Here is a 21,014-nt window from a genome sequence, read left to right as displayed (position 1 = left end):
CGGCCGCGGACGGCGTGTCCGCTAGGGTGACGCCATGACCGTAGCGCAGCGCACCCTCGTCCTGATCAAGCCCGACGCCGTCGCTCGGGGTCTCATCGGAGCCATCCTGGAGCGCTACGAGCGGAAGTCGCTGCGGGTCGTGGCGATGGAGCTGCGGACGGTCGACGCCGCCCAGTCCGACGCGCACTACGCCGAGCACCTCGAGCGGGCCTTCTACCCGGGCCTGCGGGACTTCATCACCTCCGGCCCACTCGTCGCACTGGTGCTCGAGGGCGACTGCGCCGTTGATGCCGTCCGGGCGCTGAACGGCGCCACGGACGGTCGTACGGCGGCCCCGGGGACCATCCGCGGCGACTGGGCGCTGTCCAACCAGGCCAACCTCGTGCATGGCTCCGACAGCCCGGAGAGCGCCGCCCGCGAGATCGCCCTCTGGTTCCCGGCCCTCGGCGCGGGGCCCAGCGGGGAATGACAGCGCTGATCGCCGTCCACTTCGGACTGGCGATCCTGGCCCCGGCGGTCACCCGCCTGCTGGGCCGGCGCGTGTTCCTGCTGTTCGCCTTGGTCCCGGCCGCCGCGGCGGTGTGGCTGGTGGGACTCCACCCGACGATCCTCGCCGGTGGGGCGTACGAGCTGCACCAGCCGTGGGTGCCCGGCATCGGGCTCACCGTCGACCTGCGGATCGGGCTGGTGCAGTGGGTGCTCGGTCTGGTCGTCAGCGTCATCGGGGCGGCGGTGCTGTTCTACTGCCGGTGGTACTTCGCCGGCGGGCCGCCGCAGGCCCGGGTGGCCGGACTGCTGCTCGCCTTCGCCGGGTCGATGCTCGGCCTGGTCAGCGCCGACAACCTCGTCTACCTCTACGTCTTCTGGGAGCTGACCACCGTCCTCTCCTACCTGCTGGTGGGCCACAACCCGCTGCGGGCCGCCAACCGGGGCGCCGCCCTGACCGCCCTGCTGGTGACCGGCACCGGGGGCCTGGCGATGCTCGCCGGCCTGCTGATGCTCGCCGGCACCACCGGCACCTTCTCCCTGGCCGGCGTGGTCGCGGCGGCGCCGCGGGGACCGTACGTCGTCGGAGCGGTGGTGCTGGTGCTGTTCGGCGCCCTCACCAAGTCGGCCCAGGTGCCGTTCCACTTCTGGCTGCCGGGGGCGATGGCGGCGCCGACACCGGTGTCGGCCTACCTGCACTCCGCGGCGATGGTGAAGGCCGGGGTCTACCTGCTGGCCGTGCTCGCGCCGGGCTTCGCCTCGGTGCCGGTCTGGCGCCCGCTGGTGATGACCGTCGGCGCGGTGACGATGGTGGTCGGCGGCTACCGGGCGCTGCGCCAGCACGACATCAAGCTGCTGCTCGCGTACGGCACGGTCTCCCAACTCGGTTTCCTCTTCGTCCTGCTCGGATCGGGCACCCGAGCCGGCGCCGTCGCCGGGCTGGCGATGCTGGTCACCCACGCGGTGTTCAAGTCGGCCCTGTTCCTCACCGTGGGCATCGTCGACCGGGCCACCGGCACCCGTGACCTGCGCGAGTTGTCCGGGGTCGCCCGGGAACTGCCGTGGATCGCCGCGGCGGCCACGCTGGCCGGCATGGCGATGGCCGGCCTGCCGCCGACCGCCGGGTTCCTGGCCAAGGAGGCGGCCTTCGAGGCGGTGGTGAACTGGGCGGTTGACCCGTTCTCCGACGGCACCGGCATGCTGCCGGGGCCCTCGATCGCGATGTCCGGCCTGGTGGTGGTCGGCTCGGTGCTCACCGTGGCCTACACACTGCGGTTCCTGTGGGGGGCCTTCGCCACGAAGACGAAGGCGGCGTACGGCGTCGATCACCGGGCCCCGGCGAAGCGGACCCTGGTGCACCGGGTGCCGCTCGGGTTCGCCGCGGCACCGCTGCTGCTGGGCGCGGCGACGGTGGTCCTCGGTGCGGTGGGGCCCGAGTGGAGCGCGATCATCCTGCCGTACGGCGAGACCCTGACCGTCGGCGCCCGGTCGCACGGCATGCAGATGCCCAGCGGGCTGAGCCCCGCGTTCGGTCTGTCGGTGGCCTGCTGGCTGGCGGGGGCCCTGATGTTCCGCTTCCGGGACCGGATCGGCGCCCTGCAGGAGACGATGCCGGAGATCCCGCCGGCCGACCAGACCTTCCACCGGCTGATCCGCTGGCTGGACCGACTCGCGGTGGACGTCACCTCGCGGGTCCAGCCGGGCTCGCTGCCGCTCTACCTCGCGGCGATCCTCGGCATGTTGGTGGTGTTCACCGGCACCGCGGTGTTCGTCCAGTCGGGACTCGGCGCCGGCGTGCGACTCTGGGACACCCCGGTGCAGGCGGTCATCGGCGTGGTGATGTGCGTCGCGGCCTGGCTCGCGGCCAACTCCCGCGGCCGGCTCAAGGCGGTGATCCTGGTGGGGGTCACCGGCTACGGCCTGGCGCTGCTCTTCCTCGTCCACGGGGCGCCGGATCTGGCCCTCACCCAGGTGCTCACCGAGACGGTGTCGATCGTCGTCTTCGTCCTGGTGCTGCGCAAGCTGCCGAAGTACTTCACCGACCGCCCGCTCACCTCGATGCGCTGGTGGCGGATCGGGCTCGCCGTCGCCGTCGGCGCCACCGTGGTCGGCGTGGTCCTGGTGGCGTCCACCGCCCGGGTCGCCGAGCCCGTGTCGGACGCCCTCTACACCCAGTCCTGGGAGATCGGCCACGGCACCAACATCGTCAACGTCACCCTCGTCGACACCCGCGCCTGGGACACCCTCGGCGAGATCGCGGTGTTGTTGATCGCGGCCACCGGCGTCGCCTCGCTGATCTTCATCCGTGCCCGTTACACCGTCCGTACGCCGGCCCAGGCGCGGGACCAGGCCGCCCGTGAGCGCCACGGGTCGCGCGGTCACGCCTGGCTGCGCGGCGGCCAGGCGCTCTCCCCGCTGCGCCGTTCGCTGGTGATGGAGGTGGTCACCCGGCTGCTCTTCCCGGTGATGGTGATCACCTCGGTGTACGTCCTGATGGCGGGGCACAACTGGCCGGGGGGTGGCTTCGCCGGCGGGCTGATCGCCGGGTTGGCGCTGGTGCTGCGCTACCTGGCCGGCGGCCGCCACGAACTCGACGACGCCGCTCCGGTCGACGCCGGTGCGGTGCTGGGCTCCGGCATGCTCGTCGCGATCCTCTCGGCGGTCGCACCGCTGGCGGTGGGTGGCTCGGTGCTCGAGTCGTACGCCGTCGACATCCACCTCCCGTTCCTCGCCGAGGCACACGCCTTCGGCCGGGTCTGGCCGCTGCTGGGCGACATCCACGTGGTCACCTCGGTCTTCTTCGACATCGGCGTCTACCTGGTGGTGATCGGTCTGCTGCTCGACATCGCCCGGTCGCTGGGGGCCGGCGTCGACGTCCAGACCGAACAGGACCGGGCGCCGCACCCGGCCGAGGGCGGTGGGGTCCGCGGTGGGCGCAGCGCGCTGCGGCTGCCGGGGCGCCCGTTCGAGGAACCCCGGGAGACGGAGGTCTGATGGCGCCCAACCTCACCCTGCTCCTCGTCGCCGGCTTCCTGATCGCCTGCGGGGTCTACCTGCTGCTGGAACGCTCCCTCACCCGGATCCTGATCGGCATCCTTCTCGCCTCCAACGGCGTGAACCTGCTCTACCCGATCATCGCCGGCCCGGCGCGGCTGCCGGCCTTCATCGGCACCAGCCCCCGCGACGCGATCACCGACCCGCTGCCGCAGGCGATGGTGCTCACCTCGATCGTGATCACCCTGGCGACCACCGCCTTCCTGCTGACGATGGGCTATCGCGCCTTCCAGGTGACCGGCCACGACGAGGTCCAGGACGACGTCGAGGACGCCGTGATCCGCCGGCTGGCGCTGCTCGACGAGGCCTCCGAGTCGTACGACGCCGGGGCCGCCACCGGCGAGCCCGGTGAGGAGGCCGGCAGCGACCCGGCCGGTGGGCCGGGGACGGGCTCCGGGGCCCAGGGCGCCGACGGTGCGGAGGCGGTCCGATGACCTGGCTGGTGCCGATGCCGATCCTGTTGGCGCTCTTCGGGGCCGGGCTGAGCCTGATCCTGGGACGGCGGCCGAACGCTCAGCGTGTCGTCTCGGTGACGGTCCTCTCGCTGATCGTGACCGTCGCCGCCGTGCTGGCCTACCGGGCCGACCGGGTCGGCGTCCAGATCACCTGGATCGCCGGCTGGCCGGCGCCGCAGGGCATCTCCCTGGTCGCCGACCGGCTCTCCACACTGCTGCTGCTCGTGTCGTCGGTGATCTGCCTGCTGGTCCTGCTCTTCTCGCTGGGGCAGGAGGAGGAGCAGCGCCGCCGCGAGACGCCGATCTCGATCTTCCACCCGACCTTCCTGGCGCTGACCGCCGGTGTGTCGAACGCGTTCCTCACCGGCGACCTGTTCAACCTGTACGTCGGCTTCGAGATGCTGCTGTTCGCCTCGTTCGTGCTGCTGACCCTCGGCGGCACCGGGGACCGGATCCGCGCCGGCACCACGTACGTGGTGGTCTCCCTGGTCAGCTCACTGCTCTTCCTGGTCGCGCTGGCCGCCGTCTACGCGGCGACCGGCACGGTCAACATGGCGCTGGCCGGCGCCCGGCTCGCGGCCCTGCCGGTGGAGGTCCAGCAGGTCATCCACTTCCTGCTGCTCACCGTCTTCGGCATCAAGGCCGCCGTCTTCCCGCTGTCGGCCTGGCTGCCTGACTCCTATCCGACCGCCCCGGCGCCGGTCACCGCGGTGTTCGCCGGCCTGCTCACCAAGGTCGGGGTGTACGCGATGATCCGCACCCAGACCGTGCTCTTCCCCGACAACGCGCTGCGTACGCCGATGCTGGTGATCGGCATCCTCACCATGCTGATCGGCATCCTGGGAGCCATCGCCCAGGGCGAGATCAAACGGATGCTCTCGTTCACCCTGGTCAGCCACATCGGCTACATGGTCTTCGGCATCGCACTGGACACCGACGCCGGGCTGTCGGGTGCGATCTTCTACACCGCGCACCACATCCTGGTGCAGACCGCACTGTTCCTGGTCGCCGGCCTGATCGAACGCCGGGGCGGGTCGACCTCGCTCAACGAACTGGGCGGGCTGGCGTCGGCCTCACCGGTGCTGGGGGCGCTGTTCCTCGTGCCGGCGCTCAACCTGGCCGGCATCCCGCCGATGTCGGGCTTCATCGGCAAGGTCGGGCTGCTGCGGGCCGGGCTCGACGCCCAGGACTGGCTGGCCGGCATCGGAGTCGGTGCGGTGCTGGTGACCAGCCTGCTCACCCTGTTCGCGGTGGCGAAGATCTGGAACCGTGCCTTCTGGCAGGCGATGCCGCTGGTCGAGAACGAGGACGGCAAGATGGTGGAGGCGGGGCTGCCGCTGCAGCCGTCGATGGCCGTCGTCGCCGGGGCGCTGGTCGCCGTCAGCCTGGCACTCACCGTCGTCGGCGGCCCGCTCTACGGCTTCACCGACCGTGCCGCGCACGACGCGCGCAGCGGTGCGTACGCCACAGCCGTGCTGCCGGAGGGGGTGCGATGAGCCGGGAACCTCGTGCCGGGGACGGCAACCGGGTGCCGACCCGGCGGGCCCGGCCCGGCTGGCGGTCGATCCTGATCGGTGTGCTGATCTGGTGCATCCTGTGGGGCCGCGCCGACCTGCGGACCGTCGTCGGCGGGCTGGTCGTCACCGGCGCGGTGGCGCTGCTGTTCCCGCTGCCGGCGATCCGGTTCCGTGGCCGGATCCGGGTGCTCGGGGTGATCCGGCTGGTCGCCGCCACTCTGGTCGACCTGGTGGTGTCGTCCTGGCAGGTGGCCGTGCTCGCCGTCTCCTGGCGCCGGCCGGTCCGCAGTGCGATCGTACGGGTCCGGCTGCGGACGACCTCCGACCTGCTGATCGCGATGATCGTCGAACTCATCGGCCTGGTGCCCGGATCGGTCGTCGTGGAGCAGATGCGCGCCCCGACGCGGGTCTTCGTCCACGTCCTCGACGTCCGCGACCGCTCGCACCTGGACGAGGCGTACGCCACCGTCCGTACGGTCGAGGAGCGGGTGATCCGTGCGTTCGGGACCGACGAGGAGATCGCGGCACTCGAGGGATCTGTCGACGCGTCTGCAACGGGACCGAGGACGGATCGGGAGGGGGACCGGTGAGCGCGGTGGACAGGATCGAGGCGGTCCAGGCGGTGGTGGCGGTGATCGCCGTCGTCGTGCTCGGGGTGGCCGCCGGCGTCACGCTGGTCCGGCTGTCAAAGGGGCCGACCAGCCTGGACCGGATCATCGCGAGTGATCTGATCGTCGGCATCGCGGTCGGCGGTCTGGCCCTCCAGGTCGTGCTCAGCGATCGGCTCACCACGTTGCCGATCCTGTTGGCGCTGTCCCTGGTCGGATTCATCGGCGCGGTGTCGATGGCCCGGTTCGTCCATGACCAGGTGCCCGGTTCCACTGGGGAGTTCGGTCGGCGGGCCCGTCGGCGCGGCGACGGCAGGCGACCGTCCGATCCGACAGCGCTCGATCCGACCCCGTCCGATCCGACCCCGTCCGATCTGAGCCCGTCCGATCCCGCATCGTCCGGCACTGACCGGTCGGGAGGTGCGTGATGACCGGCGCGATCCTCGACCTGGTGGCGGCCGTGCTCTGCCTCGTCGGTGCCCTGCTGTGTCTCACCGCCGCGGTGGGCCTGGTCCGGTTCCCCGACCTGATCTCCCGGATGCACCCGGCGTCCAAGCCGCAGAGCCTCGGCCTGCTGGTGCTGCTCGTCGGGGTGGCGCTGCACGTCCGGACCTGGCCGGTGTTCTTCCTGCTCGCCCTGGTCACCATCCTGCAGATGATGACGGTGACGCTGGCGTCCCACGTGGTGGCTCGCACCGGCTACCGGGCCCGGTTGTTCGACCCCCGCACCCTGGTCGCGGACGAACTCGCCGAGGCAGTCGCCGAACGGACGCGCGCCGATCGCAGCGGGCGTACGGATCCTGACCGCCCCAGCGGCTCGCGGACCTCCGACTGAAAGGATCCCGGCATGACCCACCCCGATCGGAGCGCCTCCCACCTCGCGCCGGCCCTGCCGACCCAGAGCCAGGACTACTACGGGTTCCTGCGGACGCCGCGGTACCGCTGGTGGAAGGGGCTGCTGGCGGTCGTCCTGCTGATCGGCGGCTACCTGCTGATCGGCGGTGTGGCGGCCGTCGCCGGGCTGGTCGTCGACGTCGCCCTCGGCACGGTGAGCACCGAACAGTTGCTGGCGGCGGCGAACGGGACGATCCCCTTCGGGCCCGGCCTGTTCATCGGCAACAACCTCGGGCTGGCCCTGCTCGTCCCGATGGCGATGGTCCTCGGCTGGGGGTTCTTCGGCCAGCGCCCGGGCTGGTCGGCGTCGGTCGCCGGCCGATTCCGGTGGCGGTGGCTGCTGTGGTGCCTGCTGGTGATCGGGGTGCCGTGGTTCGTGCTGCTGATGGTGCCCACTCTGGCCGAGGGAGGATTCCCGGCCGCCGTCCTCACCCCGTCGGTGTGGCTGATGCTCGGGCTCACCCTGCTCACCACTCCGTTGCAGTGCGCCGGGGAGGAGTGGGCGTTCCGCGGCCTGGTGCCGCGCAGCATCGCGGCGATGGTGCCGCACCCCCGGATCGGCGCCGTGGTCGGGGTGGCGGTGTCGTCCCTGCTCTTCATGGGCGCCCATGCGGCCGCCGACCCCTGGCTGAACGCCTTCTACGTCTGCTTCGGCGTGCTGACCAGTGCACTGACCTGGCGGACCGGCGGACTGGAGGCGTCGGTGGTGCTGCACACCGTCAACAACCTGACCGCCCTGGTGCCGGTGGTGCTGACGGCGGACTACGCGGCGCTCGGCGACCGGTCCGCGGGCACCGGATCGCCCGCTGTCCTGGTGCCGTTGGTGATCGGCGTCGGGCTGGTGTTCCTCGCCGACCGGGTCCGGGGCTGGCGCGGTGTGGCCCGGACGGCGGCCCCGGGCCTGGCAACGCTGCCGACGCCGGTGGCGACGTACGGCCCGTCGCCCGAGGGACCGGTCCTGCCGGGGTCGGGCGTCCCGGCCGTCCCGCCGGTGGGGACCGCGTCGGTCGAGTCGGTCGAGCCGGTCGAGGAGGTCGAGCCGATCCGATCGTCCGGGGACTCGGAGATCCGGGAGTCGGGGGATACCCTGGGACCCTATGAGCACCGCGACCAGCCACCCGCACCTGGCGGCCAGCAACGGCCCTGAATCGCTGTTTCCGCGGCTCGAGCCGCTGCTGGCCCGGGTCGGCAAGCCGATCCAGTACGTCGGGGGCGAGCTGAACTCCGTGGTCAAGGAGTGGGCCGCCACCGAGGTCCGCTGGTGCTTGTCCTATCCGGATGCGTACGAGGTGGGCCAGCCCAACCAGGGCGTGGCGATCCTCTACGAGATCCTCAACGAACGCGACTGGATCCTCGCCGAACGTACGTACACCGTCTGGCCGGACATGGCTGCGATGATGCGCGCATCGACGGTGCCGCAGTTCACCCTCGACACGCACCGGCCGGTGCGGGCGTTCGACGTGCTCGGCTTCAGCTTCTCCACCGAGCTCGGCTACACCAACATGCTCGAGACGATCGACCTGGCCGGGATCCCGCTGCACGCGGCCGACCGCGGCGAGGACGACCCGCTGGTCATCGCCGGCGGTCACGCGGCCTTCAACCCGGAGCCGATCGCCGACTTCCTCGACGCTGCGGTGCTCGGCGACGGCGAGGAGGTCTCGCTGGCGATCTCGGCCGTCATCCGGGAGTGGAAGGCCGAGGGGCGACCCGGCGGGCGTGACGGCCTGCTGTTGCGACTGGCGGAGTCCGGCGGGGTGTACGTGCCGCGGTTCTACGACGTCGACTACCTGCCGGACGGGCGAATCCGCCGGGTGGCGCCGAACCGGCCGAGCGTGCCGTACGCGATCCGCAAGCACACCCTGATGGACCTGGACAACTGGCCCTACCCGAAGCACCCGCTGGTTCCGCTCGCCGAGACCGTCCACGAGCGCTACTCGGTGGAGATCTTCCGCGGCTGCACCCGTGGCTGCCGGTTCTGCCAGGCCGGGATGATCACCCGGCCGGTCCGCGAGCGGTCGATCGAGACGATCGGCGCGATGGTGCAGGCCGGCCTGGAGGCGACCGGTCTGGAGGAGGTCGGCCTGCTGTCGCTGTCCTCGGCCGACCACTCCGAGATCGCCGAGGTCACCAAGCAGCTGGCCGACCGCTACGAGGGGTCCAACGTCTCGCTGTCGCTGCCGTCGACCCGGGTGGATGCCTTCAACATCGACCTCGCCGACGAGCTGTCCCGCAACGGCCGTCGCTCCGGCCTGACCTTCGCCCCGGAGGGCGGCTCGGAGCGGATGCGTCGGGTGATCAACAAGCAGGTCGACGAAGAGGACCTGATCCGTACGGTCGCGACCGCCTACTCCAACGGCTGGCGCACCGTGAAGCTCTATTTCATGTGCGGTCTGCCGACCGAGACCGACGAGGACGTGCTGGCGATCGCCGATCTGGCCCGCAAGGTGATCGAGACCGGCCGCGCGGTGTCGGGCCGCAAGGACATCCGGTGCACCGTCTCGATCGGTGGGTTCGTGCCGAAGCCGCACACCCCGTTCCAGTGGGCCGCCCAGCTCGACGCGGAGACCACCGACCGGCGCCTGGAGCGGCTCCGCGACGTGATCCGGGCCGACAAGCGCTACGGACGCTCCATCGGCTTCCGCTACCACGACGGCCAGCCAGGCATCGTCGAAGGGATGCTGTCGCGCGGCGACCGACGGGTCGGCGCGGTGATTGAGTCCGTCTGGCGCGACGGTGGCCACTTCGACGGCTGGTCGGAGCACTTCTCGTACGAACGCTGGATGCGCGCCGCCGAGCAGATCCTCCCGGCCCAGGGCGTGGACATCGCCTGGTACACCACCAGGGAACGCGACTACGACGAGGTGCTGCCCTGGGACCACCTCGATGCCGGCCTCGACCGGGACTGGCTGTGGGACGACTGGCAGGACGCCCTCGACGAGCAGCCGGTCGACGACTGCCGGTGGAACCCCTGCTACGACTGCGGCGTCTGCCCGCAGATGGACACCGAGATCCAGGTCGGTCCGAGCGGTCGTACGCTCCTGCCGCTGGCCCCGGTCCGCAACCCGCTGGCCGCGGACTGAGGCCGTCCGGGCCACCGGCGCGGTCGTCGCCCGGCGATCGAGCCTGCCGGGCGACGACGTTGCGTCGGGTCAGTCCGCGACGATCTTCGGGTAGCGCGGATCCCACATCTGGTCGTAGACACCTTGCACCCGGTCGGCCAACGGCCGGGCGGCCAGGCCTTCCGCCTCCGCGGCGGCGATGACGGCGAGCGCCACGGTCGCCGAGACCGCCCGGAGGTCCTGGATGCCGGGCAGCAAGGAGGCGCCGAGCACGTTGGTGCGACTGAGGCTGGCCACCGCGGAGGCCGAGGCGGCGATCATCCGGTCGGACACCCGGCTGGCCCGGCAGGCGGCGACGGCCAGCCCGATCCCGGGGAAGACCAGCGCGTTGTTGGCCTGGGCGATGGCGTGGCGGACCCCGTCGTACTCCACCGGGCCGAACGGCGAGCCGGTCGCGATCAGCGCGCGCCCGTCGGTCCAGGTGAGCAGGTCGGCGGGGACCGCCTCGGCCTTCGTCGTCGGGTTGGACAGCGGCAGGATGATCGGGCGCTCGACCTGGTCAGCCATCGTGCGGATGATCTTTTCGGTGAAGGCGCCCGGCTGGGCCGAGGTGCCGATCAGCACCGTGGGGCGTACGTTGCGGACCACGTCCGCCAGCTCGTAGCGGCCGGGCATCGCGACGTCCCAGTCGGTGAGTTCGGCGTCGCGTCGGGCGTACTCCACCTGGAAGGGACGCATCCGCTCGCCCAGGCTCTCCCGCAGCAGACCTCGCGAGCCGAGACACCAGAACCGCCGGTCGGCCTCCTCGACGGTGAGCCCGTCGGCGACCATCAGGTCACGGAGCAGATCGGCGATCCCGGTGCCGGCGGTCCCGGCGCCGTGGACGACGATCCGCTGGTCGACCAGCGCGCCGCCGGTGGTCCGCAGCGCCGACAGCACGGCCGCCACCACCACGGCCGCGGTGCCCTGGATGTCGTCGTTGAATGCGCAGTAGTCGCCTCGGTAGGTGTCGAGGACGGTGTGGGCGTTCGACGCGCCGAAGTCCTCGAAGTGGATCATCGCGTGCGGGAACATCGACGCCGTCGTCTCCATGAACTGCCGGACGAAACCGTCGTAGCGTTCGCCGCGGATCCGGGAGTGCCGCTCGCCCAGGTAGTGCTCGCTGCTCAGCAGGGCGACGTTGTCGGTGCCCACATCCAGCACGACGGGCAGCACCCGCTGCGGGTGGATGCCCGCGGCCGCCGTGTAGACGGCGAGCTTGCCGACGGCGATCCGTACGCCGCCGACGCCCTGGTCGCCGATGCCGAGGATGCCCTCGGAGTCGGTGACCACGATCAGGTCGACGTCCTCCGGCCCCTGGCCGTACGCCCCCAGGGCCTGCGCCATGTCCTCGGGGTGGTCGATCGACAGGAACACTCCGCGCGGACGCTGCATCCAGAAGCTGTACTTCTCGATCGCCTCACCGATCGTCGGGGTGTAGACGATCGGCAGCATCTCCTCCAGGTGCTCGGCGAGCAGCCGGTAGTAGAGCACCTCGTTGCGGTCGTGCATCGCCTCGAGGTAGTTGTTCTTCGCCAGGTCGGAGGGCTGCTCGTTGTACTGCTCGTAGACCTTCTTGAGCTGGGAGTTCAGCGAGGTCACCCCGGGCGGAAGCAGGCCTGCGATGCCCAGCGCCTCACGGTCCGCGTGTCGGAAGGCGGTGCCCTGATTGATCATCGGCATCGCGAGCACGTCGCGGCCCCTGACGTGGATGTGCACGGTCTCACCCTCGGGGCCGTGCCGGAATTCGTACGGAGCTGTGCCCATGGCCGGAGTCTATCGAGGGTCTACGACAGGCTCCGTGGTGGGTGTCGGCGGCAGATCAGGCGGCGCCGGTGAGCCCGTCGATCGCGCCGTCGGCCGGCATGCCGGCGAGGACGTACCGGTCGTAGACGTCCTCCCAGCGGTAGAGGTCCCGCGGCTCCTCGCCGCGCAGGCACAGTTCGAGGCGCGACAGGCAGTTGGTCCAGCCGGCCGCGTTGAGCGCGGCCAGATCGCGGTCCGCCAGGTAGATCGTCATGGTCAGCAGTGTCGAGCCGCCGTCCGGCATCAGGTCGAACCACACCTCGTCGCCGCCGAAGGTGACCCCGAGCCGCTCGCCGTCCTCGTACGCCAGCACCGTGCCGAGCATCGGCTCGAAGCCCTCGTTCCCGAAGAACACGGCGCCACCCTCACGGGGCTCCAGCGTCACGTGGGCAGGGAACCAGCGGTCGAGCCGCGCGGTCTCGGTCAGCGACAGCCACACGCGGTGCGGCGGGCGGGGATGGTGCAGGGTGAACCGTACGGCCGGGCGGCCGTCGATGGTACGGAAGGACCCGAGGTCCATGGGCCGGCTCCTGGAGGTTCGGTGGGGATCCACACATCGGACCAGGTGCGCCGCTGCACGGTGGCGGACAATCCCCGCGGGCGGGGACGACGTCCACGATACGCGGGGACGGGCCGGCGGGCCCATCGCGTTGCGGTGGACAGGACAGGACGGGGCGGGACAGGACGGGGCGGGACAGGACGGGGCGGGACAGGACAGGGCGGGATCGGGCGGGACAGGACGGGCGGCGGGGCCGTGGCACGGGGAGCGGGGCCGAGGGAGCGCGAAGGCCGGGCCAGGTGGGCCGAGGCAGCGGCGAGCCGTCTCGCCGGGCCGGTGCGGGCGGGTGATCCCAGGTAGGGTGGCACCTCGTGGCACCCCAGCAGCAGCCCGAACAGCAGGCCCCGCCGGTCCAACGGCTCCGCATCCGGTACGCCAAGCGCGGCCGGGCCCGGTTCACCTCGCATCGTGACTTCGTCCGGGCCTTCGAGCGGGCGTTGCGCCGGGCGCACGTCCCGATGGCCTACTCCTCGGGCTTCAATCCGCACCCGCGGATCTCGTACGCCAACTCGTCGCCGACCGGCGCCGCGACCGAGGCCGAGTACCTCGAGATCGGGCTGGCCGAGATCTGCGACCCGGCCAAGGTGCTCGCCGCGCTCAACGCCGCGATGCCCGACGGACTGGTGCTGGTCGAGATCCGCCAGGCCGAGGGCGGCAAGGTCGGTGACGGACTGGAGGCCTCGGTCTGGCGGGTCGAACTGCCCGGCGCCGATGCGCGGGCTATGGCTGACGCCGTCCGGCTGTTCCTGGACCGCGACGAGGTGGTCACCGAACGGATGACCAAGAACGGCCCGCGGTCCTTCGACGCCCGGGCCGACGTGAAGGGGATCAGCGCGTACGCCACCGACGGGGTGCCGATGCTCGACCTGGTGATCGCCCACGGGGAGCCACTGGTGCGTCCCGACGACGTGCTGCGGGTGCTGCACGACCTGCACCCGGACTTCGCCGTCGCCGATCCGGCCAAACTGACCCGACTGATCCAGGGCCGCCTGGAGCTGGATCGGGTGATCGCTCCCTGGTGATCCGACGGCCCCGACCGGCCGGTGGGGTCAGGAGCTGGCGAGATCCTGCGCGTTCGTGACGCCGTGGGCCGCGGTCGGTCGGCGGACCGACAGGGTGAGGTTGGTCGAGGCGATCATCACCAGGCACACCCCGAGCAGGTGCACGATGATCAGCCCGCGTGGCAGTCCGGTGAAGTACTGCACGTAGCCGACCGCACCCTGCAGCAGCAGCACCCCGAGGAACTCGTACGACTGGCGGCTGCGCAGCGTCACCACGAAAGAGATCGACAGGGCGACCAGCAGCCACACGCTCACCGCGTGGATCTTGGCGATCGTCTCCAGGTCGAGCCCGGTGCGTGGAGAGGACAGGTCGCCGGCGTGCGGGCCGGAGCCGGTGACCAGGGTGCCGAGGTAGACGGCGACCCAGGTGAGGACGTACGCCACCCGGGTGAGCGTCACCGGGACGGCGCCGGCCACGGTCGGGATCCGATGCCAGGCCAGCCGGACCCCCCAGGTGCAGATGCTGACCAGTGCCGCGGACAGCAGCAGATGGATGGCGACGAGGTAGGGGCTGAGCCGCACCCAGACGGTGACGCCGCCGACCACCGCCTGCAGGACGATGCCGAGCATCACCAGCACGCTGATCATCCGGATCCGCGGCACCGGGGCGCCGTTGTCGCGGGCCCGCCAGGCGGCGAGGATGGCGCCCACCGCGACGATGATCAGGGCGAAGGTGAGCAGCCGGTTGCCGAACTCGATCACCCCGTGCAGGCCGTTCGCCGGCAGGGTGACGTACGAATCCGGGGTGCACTTGGGCCACTGGGAGCAGCCCAGACCCGAGCCGGAGACCCGGACGACGCCACCGGTGAGGATGATGGCGCTGTTGGCGATGAGGTTCGCCAGCGACCAGCCGCGCAGGGCCCGCGTCGTGCCGAACAGGCGGGTCATGAGGTCCAACGGAACGCCTTTCGTGCGGCCAGCGCGCCGAGCACCGACCAGATCAATCCGACGATGAGGGGCTGCCACAGCACCGTGCCGTCGGACCAGGCGCGGAGCGACTCGCCCACGGCGGCGGTGGGAAGCAGTGCGATCACGGAACGTACGGCCTCCGGGTAGCGGCCCAGCGGCAGCATCACCGCCCCGCCCATCAACAGCACAAGGTAGATGAGGTTGGCCAGACCCAACGTCACTTCGGCGCGCAGCGTGCCACCCAGCAGCATCCCCAGTGCGGCGAAGGCCAGCCCGCCGAGGACCGTGGTGAGCGCGGTGACCAGGGTGGGTGTCAGGCCGCCGACCGGGCGCCAGCCCAGCGCCAGAGCGACCGCGGCGAGGATGACCAGCTGACCGATCGAGACGAGCACCAGCGAGACGGCCTTGCCGAGCAGCAGCCCGCCGCGCCCCAACGGGGTGGGGGAGAGCCGCTCCAGGACGCCGTACCGCCGCTCGAAGCCGACGGTGATCGCCAGCGAGGTGAAACAGGTCGACCACAGGGCCAGCGCGAACACCGAGGGGGCGAGTTCGCGGAAGCCGAGCCCCATCGCCGGGCCGAACCACTTGCCGCCGACCAGGAAGGCGATCGGGATGACCAGCGCCAGCAGGAGCTGTTCGCCGTTGCGGACCAGCAGTCGGGCCTCGGTCAGGGCGTGGCTCCACACCCGCCGTCCGGCGGGGGCCGCGCCGGGGGCGGGGGAGTAGTCGAGGACTGTCACGGGACCTCCTGGCGTGGCTGATGGGGCGGTGCCGATCGATGGGGCGGTGCCGATCGATGGGGCGGTGTCGACCGATGGGGCGGTGCCGACCGGTTGGGTGTCCCGGCCGCGGAGCGGCGCCTGCGGGCCGGTCACGGGTGCATCCGGGCGTCGGTGTTGGCCAGGAAGACGTCCTCCAGGGAGTGTCCGTCGGCGGTCAGTTCCCCGACGGTGCCCGACAGGGCGATCCGGCCGTGGTCGATGATCCAGATCCGATCGGCCAGTGTCGCCGCCTCGTCCATCAGATGAGTGGTGAGCAGCACCGAGACGCCGGCGTCGCGCAGGTCTTCCACCAGCGCCCAGACCGAGCGGCGCGAATGCGGGTCCATCCCGGCCGTCGGCTCGTCGAGGAAGACCAACTCCGGGCGCCCGACCAGCGCGCCGGCCAGGTTGACCGCCTGCTGCTGACCGCCGGAGAGCCGCCGGTACGGGGTGGAGGCGAAGCCGTCCAGGCCGAGGCGTTCGGCGAGCGGCTCGATCGGCAGCGGGTGGGTGTGCAAGGAGGCCAGGTAGTGCAACAGCTCGAGGGGCTTCACCCCGGACCAGGCGCCGGTCGTCTGCGGCATCATCCCGACCCGGCCGGTCGCGCAGGCTGTCGCGGCGTCCTCGCCGAGGATCCGTACGGTGCCGGAATCAGGGGTGAGGATGCCGGTGCAGCAGCGGATCAGGGTCGTCTTGCCGGCGCCGTTGGGGCCCAGCAGAGCGGTGACCCGGCCCGGTTCGGCACGCAACGAGAGGCCGTCGATGACGGTGCGCCCGCCGAGGCGTACGACCATGTCGGTGATCTCGAGGGCGGCGGGGGAGTCGGGCACCCGTCGAGTCTAGGACGGACGAACCTGAGAAACGGGTGAGGGAGGCCCGGCGGACCGTACGGTCCGCGTCCTCCCGCCCACAGTCCGACGTGGACCCTCCGGCCTCGATGGGCCGCACTCCCGTGTGTGCCGCGTTCGCGAGGGTGGTCACCCCCGTGGACACCCACCGCCGGCACCCCTAGCGTGACCGGCGAACACCCAGGACGCCCCGGACGGCGCAAGGACGCGCCCCGAAAGGACCCAGCATGAGCGAGTCGAACCCCGAGATCGGTCGGTCCGTCCGGACCGGTGACATCGTCACGAACTACCACGACGTGGGCGAGGGGGCGCCGGTGCTGTTGTTCCACGGCTCCGGGCCGGGCGTCAGTGCGTGGGCGAACTGGCGGCTGCTGATCGGGGCGTTGTCGGCGCGGTTCCGGGTGCTGGCGCCCGATTTCGCCGGCTTCGGCTACACCGAGGTGCCGGCCGACATCATCTACAGCCGCCAGCTCTGGCTGGACCAGATGATCGCCTTCATGGACGCCGTCGGGGTGGAGAAGGCCTCGGTGGTCGGCAACTCGTTCGGCGGGTCGATGGCCCTCTCGCTCGCCATCCATCACCCCGAGCGGGTCGACAAGGTGATCCTGATGGGGGCCGCCGGGGTGCCGTTCGAGCTGACCGACGGGTTGGACCGGGTCTGGGGCTACCAGCCGTCGATCGAGAACATGGGCCGGCTGATGCGCGAGACCTTCGCGTACGATCCGGCGCTGATCAGCGACGACCTGGTCCGGATGCGGTACGAAGCGAGCGTCCGTCCCGGGGTGCAGGAGGCGTTCGCCAGCATGTTCCCGGCGCCGCGCCAGCGGGGTGTCGACGGCCTGGCGCACACCGAGGACGAGGTGCGGACGATCCGGCACCGCACCCTGGTCGTGCACGGCCGCGACGACCAGGTCATCCCGCTGTCCACCTCGCTGACCCTGCTCGACTGGATCGACGACAGCCAGCTGCACGTGTTCGGTCGCTGCGGGCACTGGACCCAGATCGAGAAGGCCGCGGAGTTCGCCGCGCTGGTCGGGTCGTTCCTGGACGGCGCCGCCTGACCGAGGAGGTACCCGGGGTGATCGGAGGGCTCACCGAGGGCGTGCCGGAGCCGGGCCCCAACGCATCAATGCCCCGATGGCCATGGCGTCAGCCTGGTGCGGGGCTGCGGGGCTGCGGGGCTGCGGGGCAGCGAGGCAGCGAGGCAGGGCGTCCGACACCGTACGTCATCCGGCGGCGGCACGCCCGCGTTTGACTTCGACCTGATTAAGACAACAATGGCGTTGTGAAATCTTCTCGGGTGGACGCCGCGCGTCCGTCCGGTGGCGTCGGGCCGACCAGCCCCCACCCCACCGCGACGGAGCGGACGACGCTGCCCATCCCCAGCGTGCGCGACGCCGAGCGGACGACCCGGGAGCGGGTGGCTCGCTCCATCCTCGAGCACGGCCCGTCCACGGCGGGTCAGCTGGCCGAGCGGCTCGACCTTACCCCGGCCGCCGTACGTCGCCATCTGGCCGTCCTCGAGGAGGAGGGCGACCTGCGCAGCGAGGAGCAGCGGGTCTACGGCAGCCGTGGTCGTGGACGCCCGGCGAAGGTCTTCCTGCTCACCGACGCCGGCCGCACCCACTTCCCCTCGTCGTACGACGAGCTGGCGATCCAGGCGCTGCGCCAGCTGCAGGCACTGGCCGGCGATCCCGCGATCGAGCGGTTCGCCGAGGACCGGGTCGCCGACGTCGTCCGCCGCTACCAGCTGATCCTGGAGGAAGCCGCCTCCGAGGGACAGGCCATCGCCGCCCCGGACGCACTCGCCCGTGCGCTCAACGACCAGGGCTACGTCGCCACGATGCAGCCGGCCCGGACCGGGGAGCAGCTCTGCCAGCACCACTGCCCGGTGTCGCACGTCGCCGAGGAGTTCCCCGAGCTGTGCACGGCCGAGACCGAGGTGTTCTCCCGGCTGCTCGGCGTCCACGTCCAGCGGTTGGCGACGATCGCCGACGGCAACGGCGTGTGCACCACCCACATCCCCGACCCGGTGGTCCTCTCCGGCCGCCGCCACACCCATCCGGCCGATGCGCCGATCGCGACGCGTACGCCGACCCAGATCCACCCCCGCACCGAGGCGCCCGCCGCCACCGCGGGGACGACCACCGATGCCACCCACCAGGAGGGCTGATCCGATGACGCAGGTGACCAACGAGCCGCAGCTCACCCAGGCCGAGCAGATCGATGCACTCGGCCACTACGAGTACGGCTGGCACGATCCGGACAAGGCAGGTGCGGCGGCGGAGCGTGGTCTGAGCCCGGCGGTCGTGGCGAACATCTCCGGGCTCAAGCACGAGCCCGAGTGGATGCTGCAGCGTCGGCTGAAGGCGTTGAAGCTCTTCGAGCGCAAGCCGATGCCGACCTGGGGCGCCGAGCTCGACGCCATCGACTTCGAGAACATCAAGTACTTCGTCCGCTCCACCGAGAAGCAGGCCCAGTCCTGGGAGGACCTGCCGGCGGACATCAAGAACACGTACGACAAGCTGGGCATCCCCGAGGCGGAGAAGGCCCGGCTGGTGGCCGGCGTCGCCGCCCAGTACGAGTCCGAGGTGGTCTACCACAAGATCAACGAGGAACTCGAACGCCAGGGCGTGATCTTCCTGGACACCGACACCGGCCTCAAGGAGCACCCGGAGATCTTCCAGGAGTACTTCGGCACCGTCATCCCGTCCGGCGACAACAAGTTCGCCGCGCTGAACACCGCGGTGTGGTCCGGCGGCTCGTTCATCTACGTGCCGAAGGGCGTCCACGTCGAGATCCCGCTGCAGGCCTACTTCCGGATCAACACCGAGAACATGGGCCAGTTCGAGCGGACGCTGATCATCGCCGACGAGGGGTCGTACGTCCACTACGTCGAGGGCTGCACCGCCCCGATCTACAAGTCGGACTCGCTGCACTCCGCCGTGGTCGAGATCATCGTCAAGAAGAACGCCCGGGTGCGCTACACGACCATCCAGAACTGGTCGAACAACGTCTTCAACCTCGTCACCAAGCGCGCCACCTGCGAGGAGGGCGCGACGATGGAGTGGATCGACGGCAACATCGGGTCGAAGGTCACCATGAAGTACCCGGCCGTCTACCTGATGGGCGAGCACGCCCGCGGCGAGACGCTGTCGATCGCCTTCGCCGGCGAGGGACAGCACCAGGACACCGGCTCCAAGATGGTCCACCTGGCGCCGAACACCTCCAGCTCGATCATCTCCAAGTCCGTCGCTCGCGGCGGTGGCCGGTCCTCCTACCGCGGCCTGGTGCAGGTCGAGGAGGGCGCCCACAACGCCAAGTCGTCGGTGCGCTGTGACGCGCTGCTGGTCGACACCATCTCCCGCTCCGACACCTACCCGTACGTCGACATCCGCGAGGACGACGTGTCGATGGCCCACGAGGCGACGGTGTCGAAGGTCTCCGAGGACCAGCTGTTCTACCTGATGTCGCGCGGCATGGCCGAGGACGAGGCGATGGCGATGATCGTGCGCGGCTTCATCGAGCCGATCGCCAAGGAGCTGCCGATGGAGTACGCCCTGGAACTCAACCGTCTGATCGAGCTGCAGATGGAAGGCGCCGTCGGCTGACCCGCCGGCCGGTCCGTCCCCCCGTACGTCCCGTACGCCCCCGTACGCATCGAAGAGAGTGACCCTTGTCCGTCGATACCGCGTCCAATGAAGGCTTGTCCACTGAAGGCCTGTCCGCCGAAGGCACGTCCAACGGCCTGACCGCCGCCGCGCCCGCGCTGCGCGTCCCGCGTCTGCCGAAGATCGCCTCCCATCTGCACGCCACACCGTCGTGGGACGTCGCCGATTTCCCGGTCCCCAAGGGGCGCGAGGAGATCTGGCGGTTCACCCCGCTGAAGCGGCTGCGCGGGCTGTTGGAGGCCGACGCCACCGGTGACCGGCTGCAGTGGCAGACCAGCCTGCCCGAAGGTGTCACGCTGACCCGGATCACCGGCGAGGAGGCCCGTGCTCTCGGCGGTCGGGCGCCGATGGACCGGCTCGCGGTCCTCGCGGCGGCGAACGCCGACGGGGCGGTCCGGGTCGACATCCCGGCCGAGGCGGAGCTCGCTGCGCCGGTGATCCTCACCCTCACCGGTGAGAGCGTCGACGCGGTGGTGCACGAGCATCTGGTGATCACCGTCGGGCACCACGCCAAGGCCACCATCGCTCTGGAGCACTTCGGGTCGGCGACGTACGACGCGTACGTCTCGGTGCTGGTCGGCGAGGGCGCCACGGTCAACCTGGTCGAGCTGCAGCTGTGGGACGACGATGCGGTGCACACCGGCCAGACCTCGGTCGAGGTCGGCCGGGACGCGTCGGTGACCGCGGTGACCGCCACCCTCGGCGGCGACCTGGTCCGGCTCACCCAGACCACCGACTACGCCGGGGTGGGCGGCGAGCTGCACCAGTACGGCGTCTACTTCGCCGATGCCGGCCAGCATCTCGAGCACCGGCTGCTGGTCGACCACGCCACCCCCAAGTCGGTGTCCCGGGTCGACTACCGCGGCGCACTGCAGGGCAAGGGCGCGCACACCGTGTGGGTCGGCGACGTGCTGATCCGCAAGACCGCCGAAGGCATCGACACGTACGAGTCGGACCGCAACCTGGTGCTCACCGACGGCTGCCGGGCCGACGCGGTGCCCAACCTGGAGATCGAGACCGGCGAGATCGCCGGCGCCGGCCACTCGGCCACCACCGGCCGGTTCGACGACGAGCACCTGTTCTACCTGCAGAGCCGCGGCATCCCGGAGGCGGAGGCCCGTCGCCTGGTGGTGTTCGGCTTCTTCACCGAGATCATCGCCAAGATCGGCGTCCCCGACATCGAACAGCGCCTGCTGGAGGCCGTCACCGCAGAGCTCGCGGCGACCGTCGGTGCCCCGCCGCAGGCCTGATCGTCCCTTCCGACTTCCCTTCCCAGACGTCCCGCAC

19 protein-coding genes are annotated in these 21,014 nt (G+C 71.1%); 14 read left to right on the top strand and 5 right to left on the bottom strand.

Features of this window, described 5'->3' with window-relative positions; all coding sequences use genetic code 11:
• The first annotated feature begins 34 nt into the window (after nt 1-34).
• From ndk to R0146_RS14960, 9 genes are read left to right on the top strand one after another with little or no spacing between them, the layout of a single operon-like run.
• The gene (gene ndk / locus R0146_RS15000) at nt 35-469 is read left to right on the top strand and encodes a nucleoside-diphosphate kinase (RefSeq protein WP_317690658.1); all 435 of its coding nucleotides are present in this window, start codon (nt 35-37) and stop codon (nt 467-469) included.
• Nucleotides 466-3,480, top strand: a complete 3,015-nt coding sequence (locus tag R0146_RS14995) for a Na+/H+ antiporter subunit A (RefSeq protein WP_317690657.1) — start codon at nt 466-468, stop codon at nt 3,478-3,480. The genes ndk and R0146_RS14995 overlap by 4 nt, the downstream gene beginning before the upstream one ends.
• Nucleotides 3,480-3,974 (top strand): Na(+)/H(+) antiporter subunit C, encoded by a 495-nt coding sequence (locus R0146_RS14990; RefSeq protein WP_317690656.1) that lies wholly within the window; start codon nt 3,480-3,482, stop codon nt 3,972-3,974. The genes R0146_RS14995 and R0146_RS14990 overlap by 1 nt, the downstream gene beginning before the upstream one ends.
• The gene (locus R0146_RS14985) at nt 3,971-5,491 is read left to right on the top strand and encodes a Na+/H+ antiporter subunit D (RefSeq protein WP_317690655.1); all 1,521 of its coding nucleotides are present in this window, start codon (nt 3,971-3,973) and stop codon (nt 5,489-5,491) included. The genes R0146_RS14990 and R0146_RS14985 overlap by 4 nt, the downstream gene beginning before the upstream one ends.
• Nucleotides 5,488-6,102, top strand: a complete 615-nt coding sequence (locus R0146_RS14980) for a Na+/H+ antiporter subunit E (RefSeq protein ID WP_317690654.1) — start codon at nt 5,488-5,490, stop codon at nt 6,100-6,102. The genes R0146_RS14985 and R0146_RS14980 overlap by 4 nt, the downstream gene beginning before the upstream one ends.
• Nucleotides 6,099-6,548 (top strand): MrpF/PhaF family protein, encoded by a 450-nt coding sequence (locus R0146_RS14975; protein WP_317690653.1) that lies wholly within the window; start codon nt 6,099-6,101, stop codon nt 6,546-6,548. The genes R0146_RS14980 and R0146_RS14975 overlap by 4 nt, the downstream gene beginning before the upstream one ends.
• Complete coding sequence (gene mnhG / locus R0146_RS14970) at nt 6,548-6,955, top strand: monovalent cation/H(+) antiporter subunit G (protein ID WP_317690652.1); 408 nt, start codon at nt 6,548-6,550, stop codon at nt 6,953-6,955. Before R0146_RS14975 ends, mnhG begins: the two co-directional genes overlap by 1 nt.
• Before the next feature lie 12 nt (nt 6,956-6,967).
• Nucleotides 6,968-8,161, top strand: a complete 1,194-nt coding sequence (locus tag R0146_RS14965) for a CPBP family intramembrane glutamic endopeptidase (protein WP_317690651.1) — start codon at nt 6,968-6,970, stop codon at nt 8,159-8,161.
• Nucleotides 8,112-10,094, top strand: a complete 1,983-nt coding sequence (locus tag R0146_RS14960; RefSeq protein WP_317690650.1) for a TIGR03960 family B12-binding radical SAM protein — start codon at nt 8,112-8,114, stop codon at nt 10,092-10,094. Before R0146_RS14965 ends, R0146_RS14960 begins: the two co-directional genes overlap by 50 nt.
• Before the next feature lie 69 nt (nt 10,095-10,163).
• Here R0146_RS14960 and R0146_RS14955 read toward each other — a convergent pair whose 3' ends face one another.
• Nucleotides 10,164-11,879 (bottom strand): NAD-dependent malic enzyme, encoded by a 1,716-nt coding sequence (locus R0146_RS14955; protein ID WP_317690649.1) that lies wholly within the window; start codon nt 11,877-11,879, stop codon nt 10,164-10,166.
• 55 nt (nt 11,880-11,934) lie between these two features.
• A complete protein-coding gene (locus tag R0146_RS14950) occupies nt 11,935-12,438 on the bottom strand; it encodes an SRPBCC domain-containing protein (protein ID WP_317690648.1) in 504 nt (167 codons plus the stop codon).
• A gap of 350 nt (nt 12,439-12,788) precedes the next feature.
• On the opposite strand from R0146_RS14950, the gene R0146_RS14945 reads away from it, so the two are divergent.
• Nucleotides 12,789-13,499: a TIGR03936 family radical SAM-associated protein gene (locus R0146_RS14945; protein ID WP_317690647.1), complete on the top strand. Its 711-nt coding sequence runs from the start codon at nt 12,789-12,791 to the stop codon at nt 13,497-13,499.
• A 27-nt stretch (nt 13,500-13,526) separates the two neighbouring features.
• On the opposite strand, the gene R0146_RS14940 is transcribed toward R0146_RS14945, so the two are convergent.
• From R0146_RS14940 to R0146_RS14930, 3 genes are all read right to left on the bottom strand, one after another.
• Nucleotides 13,527-14,426 carry a COX15/CtaA family protein gene (locus tag R0146_RS14940; protein ID WP_317690646.1) on the bottom strand — a complete coding sequence of 300 codons (900 nt, stop codon included), beginning with the start codon at nt 14,424-14,426 and terminating at the stop codon, nt 13,527-13,529.
• Nucleotides 14,423-15,187: an ABC transporter permease gene (locus tag R0146_RS14935; protein WP_317690644.1), complete on the bottom strand. Its 765-nt coding sequence runs from the start codon at nt 15,185-15,187 to the stop codon at nt 14,423-14,425. Before R0146_RS14935 ends, R0146_RS14940 begins: the two co-directional genes overlap by 4 nt.
• A gap of 131 nt (nt 15,188-15,318) precedes the next feature.
• Nucleotides 15,319-16,002, bottom strand: coding sequence for an ABC transporter ATP-binding protein (locus R0146_RS14930; RefSeq protein WP_317692431.1), 684 nt, complete (start codon nt 16,000-16,002; stop codon nt 15,319-15,321).
• A 281-nt stretch (nt 16,003-16,283) separates the two neighbouring features.
• Between R0146_RS14930 and R0146_RS14925 the strand changes: the two genes are divergently transcribed.
• From R0146_RS14925 to sufD, 4 genes are all read left to right on the top strand, one after another.
• Nucleotides 16,284-17,117, top strand: coding sequence for an alpha/beta fold hydrolase (locus R0146_RS14925; protein WP_317690643.1), 834 nt, complete (start codon nt 16,284-16,286; stop codon nt 17,115-17,117).
• Between the two features lie 239 nt (nt 17,118-17,356).
• Nucleotides 17,357-18,229, top strand: coding sequence for a helix-turn-helix transcriptional regulator (locus tag R0146_RS14920; RefSeq protein WP_317690641.1), 873 nt, complete (start codon nt 17,357-17,359; stop codon nt 18,227-18,229).
• Between the two features lie 4 nt (nt 18,230-18,233).
• The gene (sufB, locus tag R0146_RS14915; RefSeq protein WP_317690640.1) at nt 18,234-19,667 is read left to right on the top strand and encodes a Fe-S cluster assembly protein SufB; all 1,434 of its coding nucleotides are present in this window, start codon (nt 18,234-18,236) and stop codon (nt 19,665-19,667) included.
• A 95-nt stretch (nt 19,668-19,762) separates the two neighbouring features.
• Nucleotides 19,763-20,977, top strand: a complete 1,215-nt coding sequence (gene sufD, locus R0146_RS14910; protein ID WP_317690639.1) for a Fe-S cluster assembly protein SufD — start codon at nt 19,763-19,765, stop codon at nt 20,975-20,977.
• Nucleotides 20,978-21,014 lie beyond the last annotated feature (37 nt).

This window comes from Raineyella sp. LH-20, assembly GCF_033110965.1.
Lineage (GTDB): Bacteria > Actinomycetota > Actinomycetes > Propionibacteriales > Propionibacteriaceae > Raineyella.
Note: the sequence above shows the minus strand (reverse complement) of the source record. Positions and strands in the feature narration are given on the sequence as shown.

Bases quoted from the DNA above. Each gene is read 5' to 3' on its own strand.
- ndk (WP_317690658.1), top strand. From the start codon at position 35: ATGACCGTAGCGCAGCGCACCCTCGTCCTGATCAAGCCCGACGCCGTC.
- R0146_RS14995 (WP_317690657.1), top strand. From the start codon at position 466: ATGACAGCGCTGATCGCCGTCCACTTCGGACTGGCGATCCTGGCCCCG.
- R0146_RS14990 (WP_317690656.1), top strand. From the start codon at position 3,480: ATGGCGCCCAACCTCACCCTGCTCCTCGTCGCCGGCTTCCTGATCGCC.
- R0146_RS14985 (WP_317690655.1), top strand. From the start codon at position 3,971: ATGACCTGGCTGGTGCCGATGCCGATCCTGTTGGCGCTCTTCGGGGCC.
- R0146_RS14980 (WP_317690654.1), top strand. From the start codon at position 5,488: ATGAGCCGGGAACCTCGTGCCGGGGACGGCAACCGGGTGCCGACCCGG.
- mnhG (WP_317690652.1), top strand. From the start codon at position 6,548: ATGACCGGCGCGATCCTCGACCTGGTGGCGGCCGTGCTCTGCCTCGTC.
- R0146_RS14965 (WP_317690651.1), top strand. From the start codon at position 6,968: ATGACCCACCCCGATCGGAGCGCCTCCCACCTCGCGCCGGCCCTGCCG.
- R0146_RS14960 (WP_317690650.1), top strand. From the start codon at position 8,112: ATGAGCACCGCGACCAGCCACCCGCACCTGGCGGCCAGCAACGGCCCT.
- R0146_RS14955 (WP_317690649.1), bottom strand. From the start codon at position 11,879: ATGGGCACAGCTCCGTACGAATTCCGGCACGGCCCCGAGGGTGAGACC.
- R0146_RS14950 (WP_317690648.1), bottom strand. From the start codon at position 12,438: ATGGACCTCGGGTCCTTCCGTACCATCGACGGCCGCCCGGCCGTACGG.
- R0146_RS14940 (WP_317690646.1), bottom strand. From the start codon at position 14,426: ATGACCCGCCTGTTCGGCACGACGCGGGCCCTGCGCGGCTGGTCGCTG.
- R0146_RS14930 (WP_317692431.1), bottom strand. From the start codon at position 16,002: ATGGTCGTACGCCTCGGCGGGCGCACCGTCATCGACGGCCTCTCGTTG.
- R0146_RS14925 (WP_317690643.1), top strand. From the start codon at position 16,284: ATGAGCGAGTCGAACCCCGAGATCGGTCGGTCCGTCCGGACCGGTGAC.
- sufB (WP_317690640.1), top strand. From the start codon at position 18,234: ATGACGCAGGTGACCAACGAGCCGCAGCTCACCCAGGCCGAGCAGATC.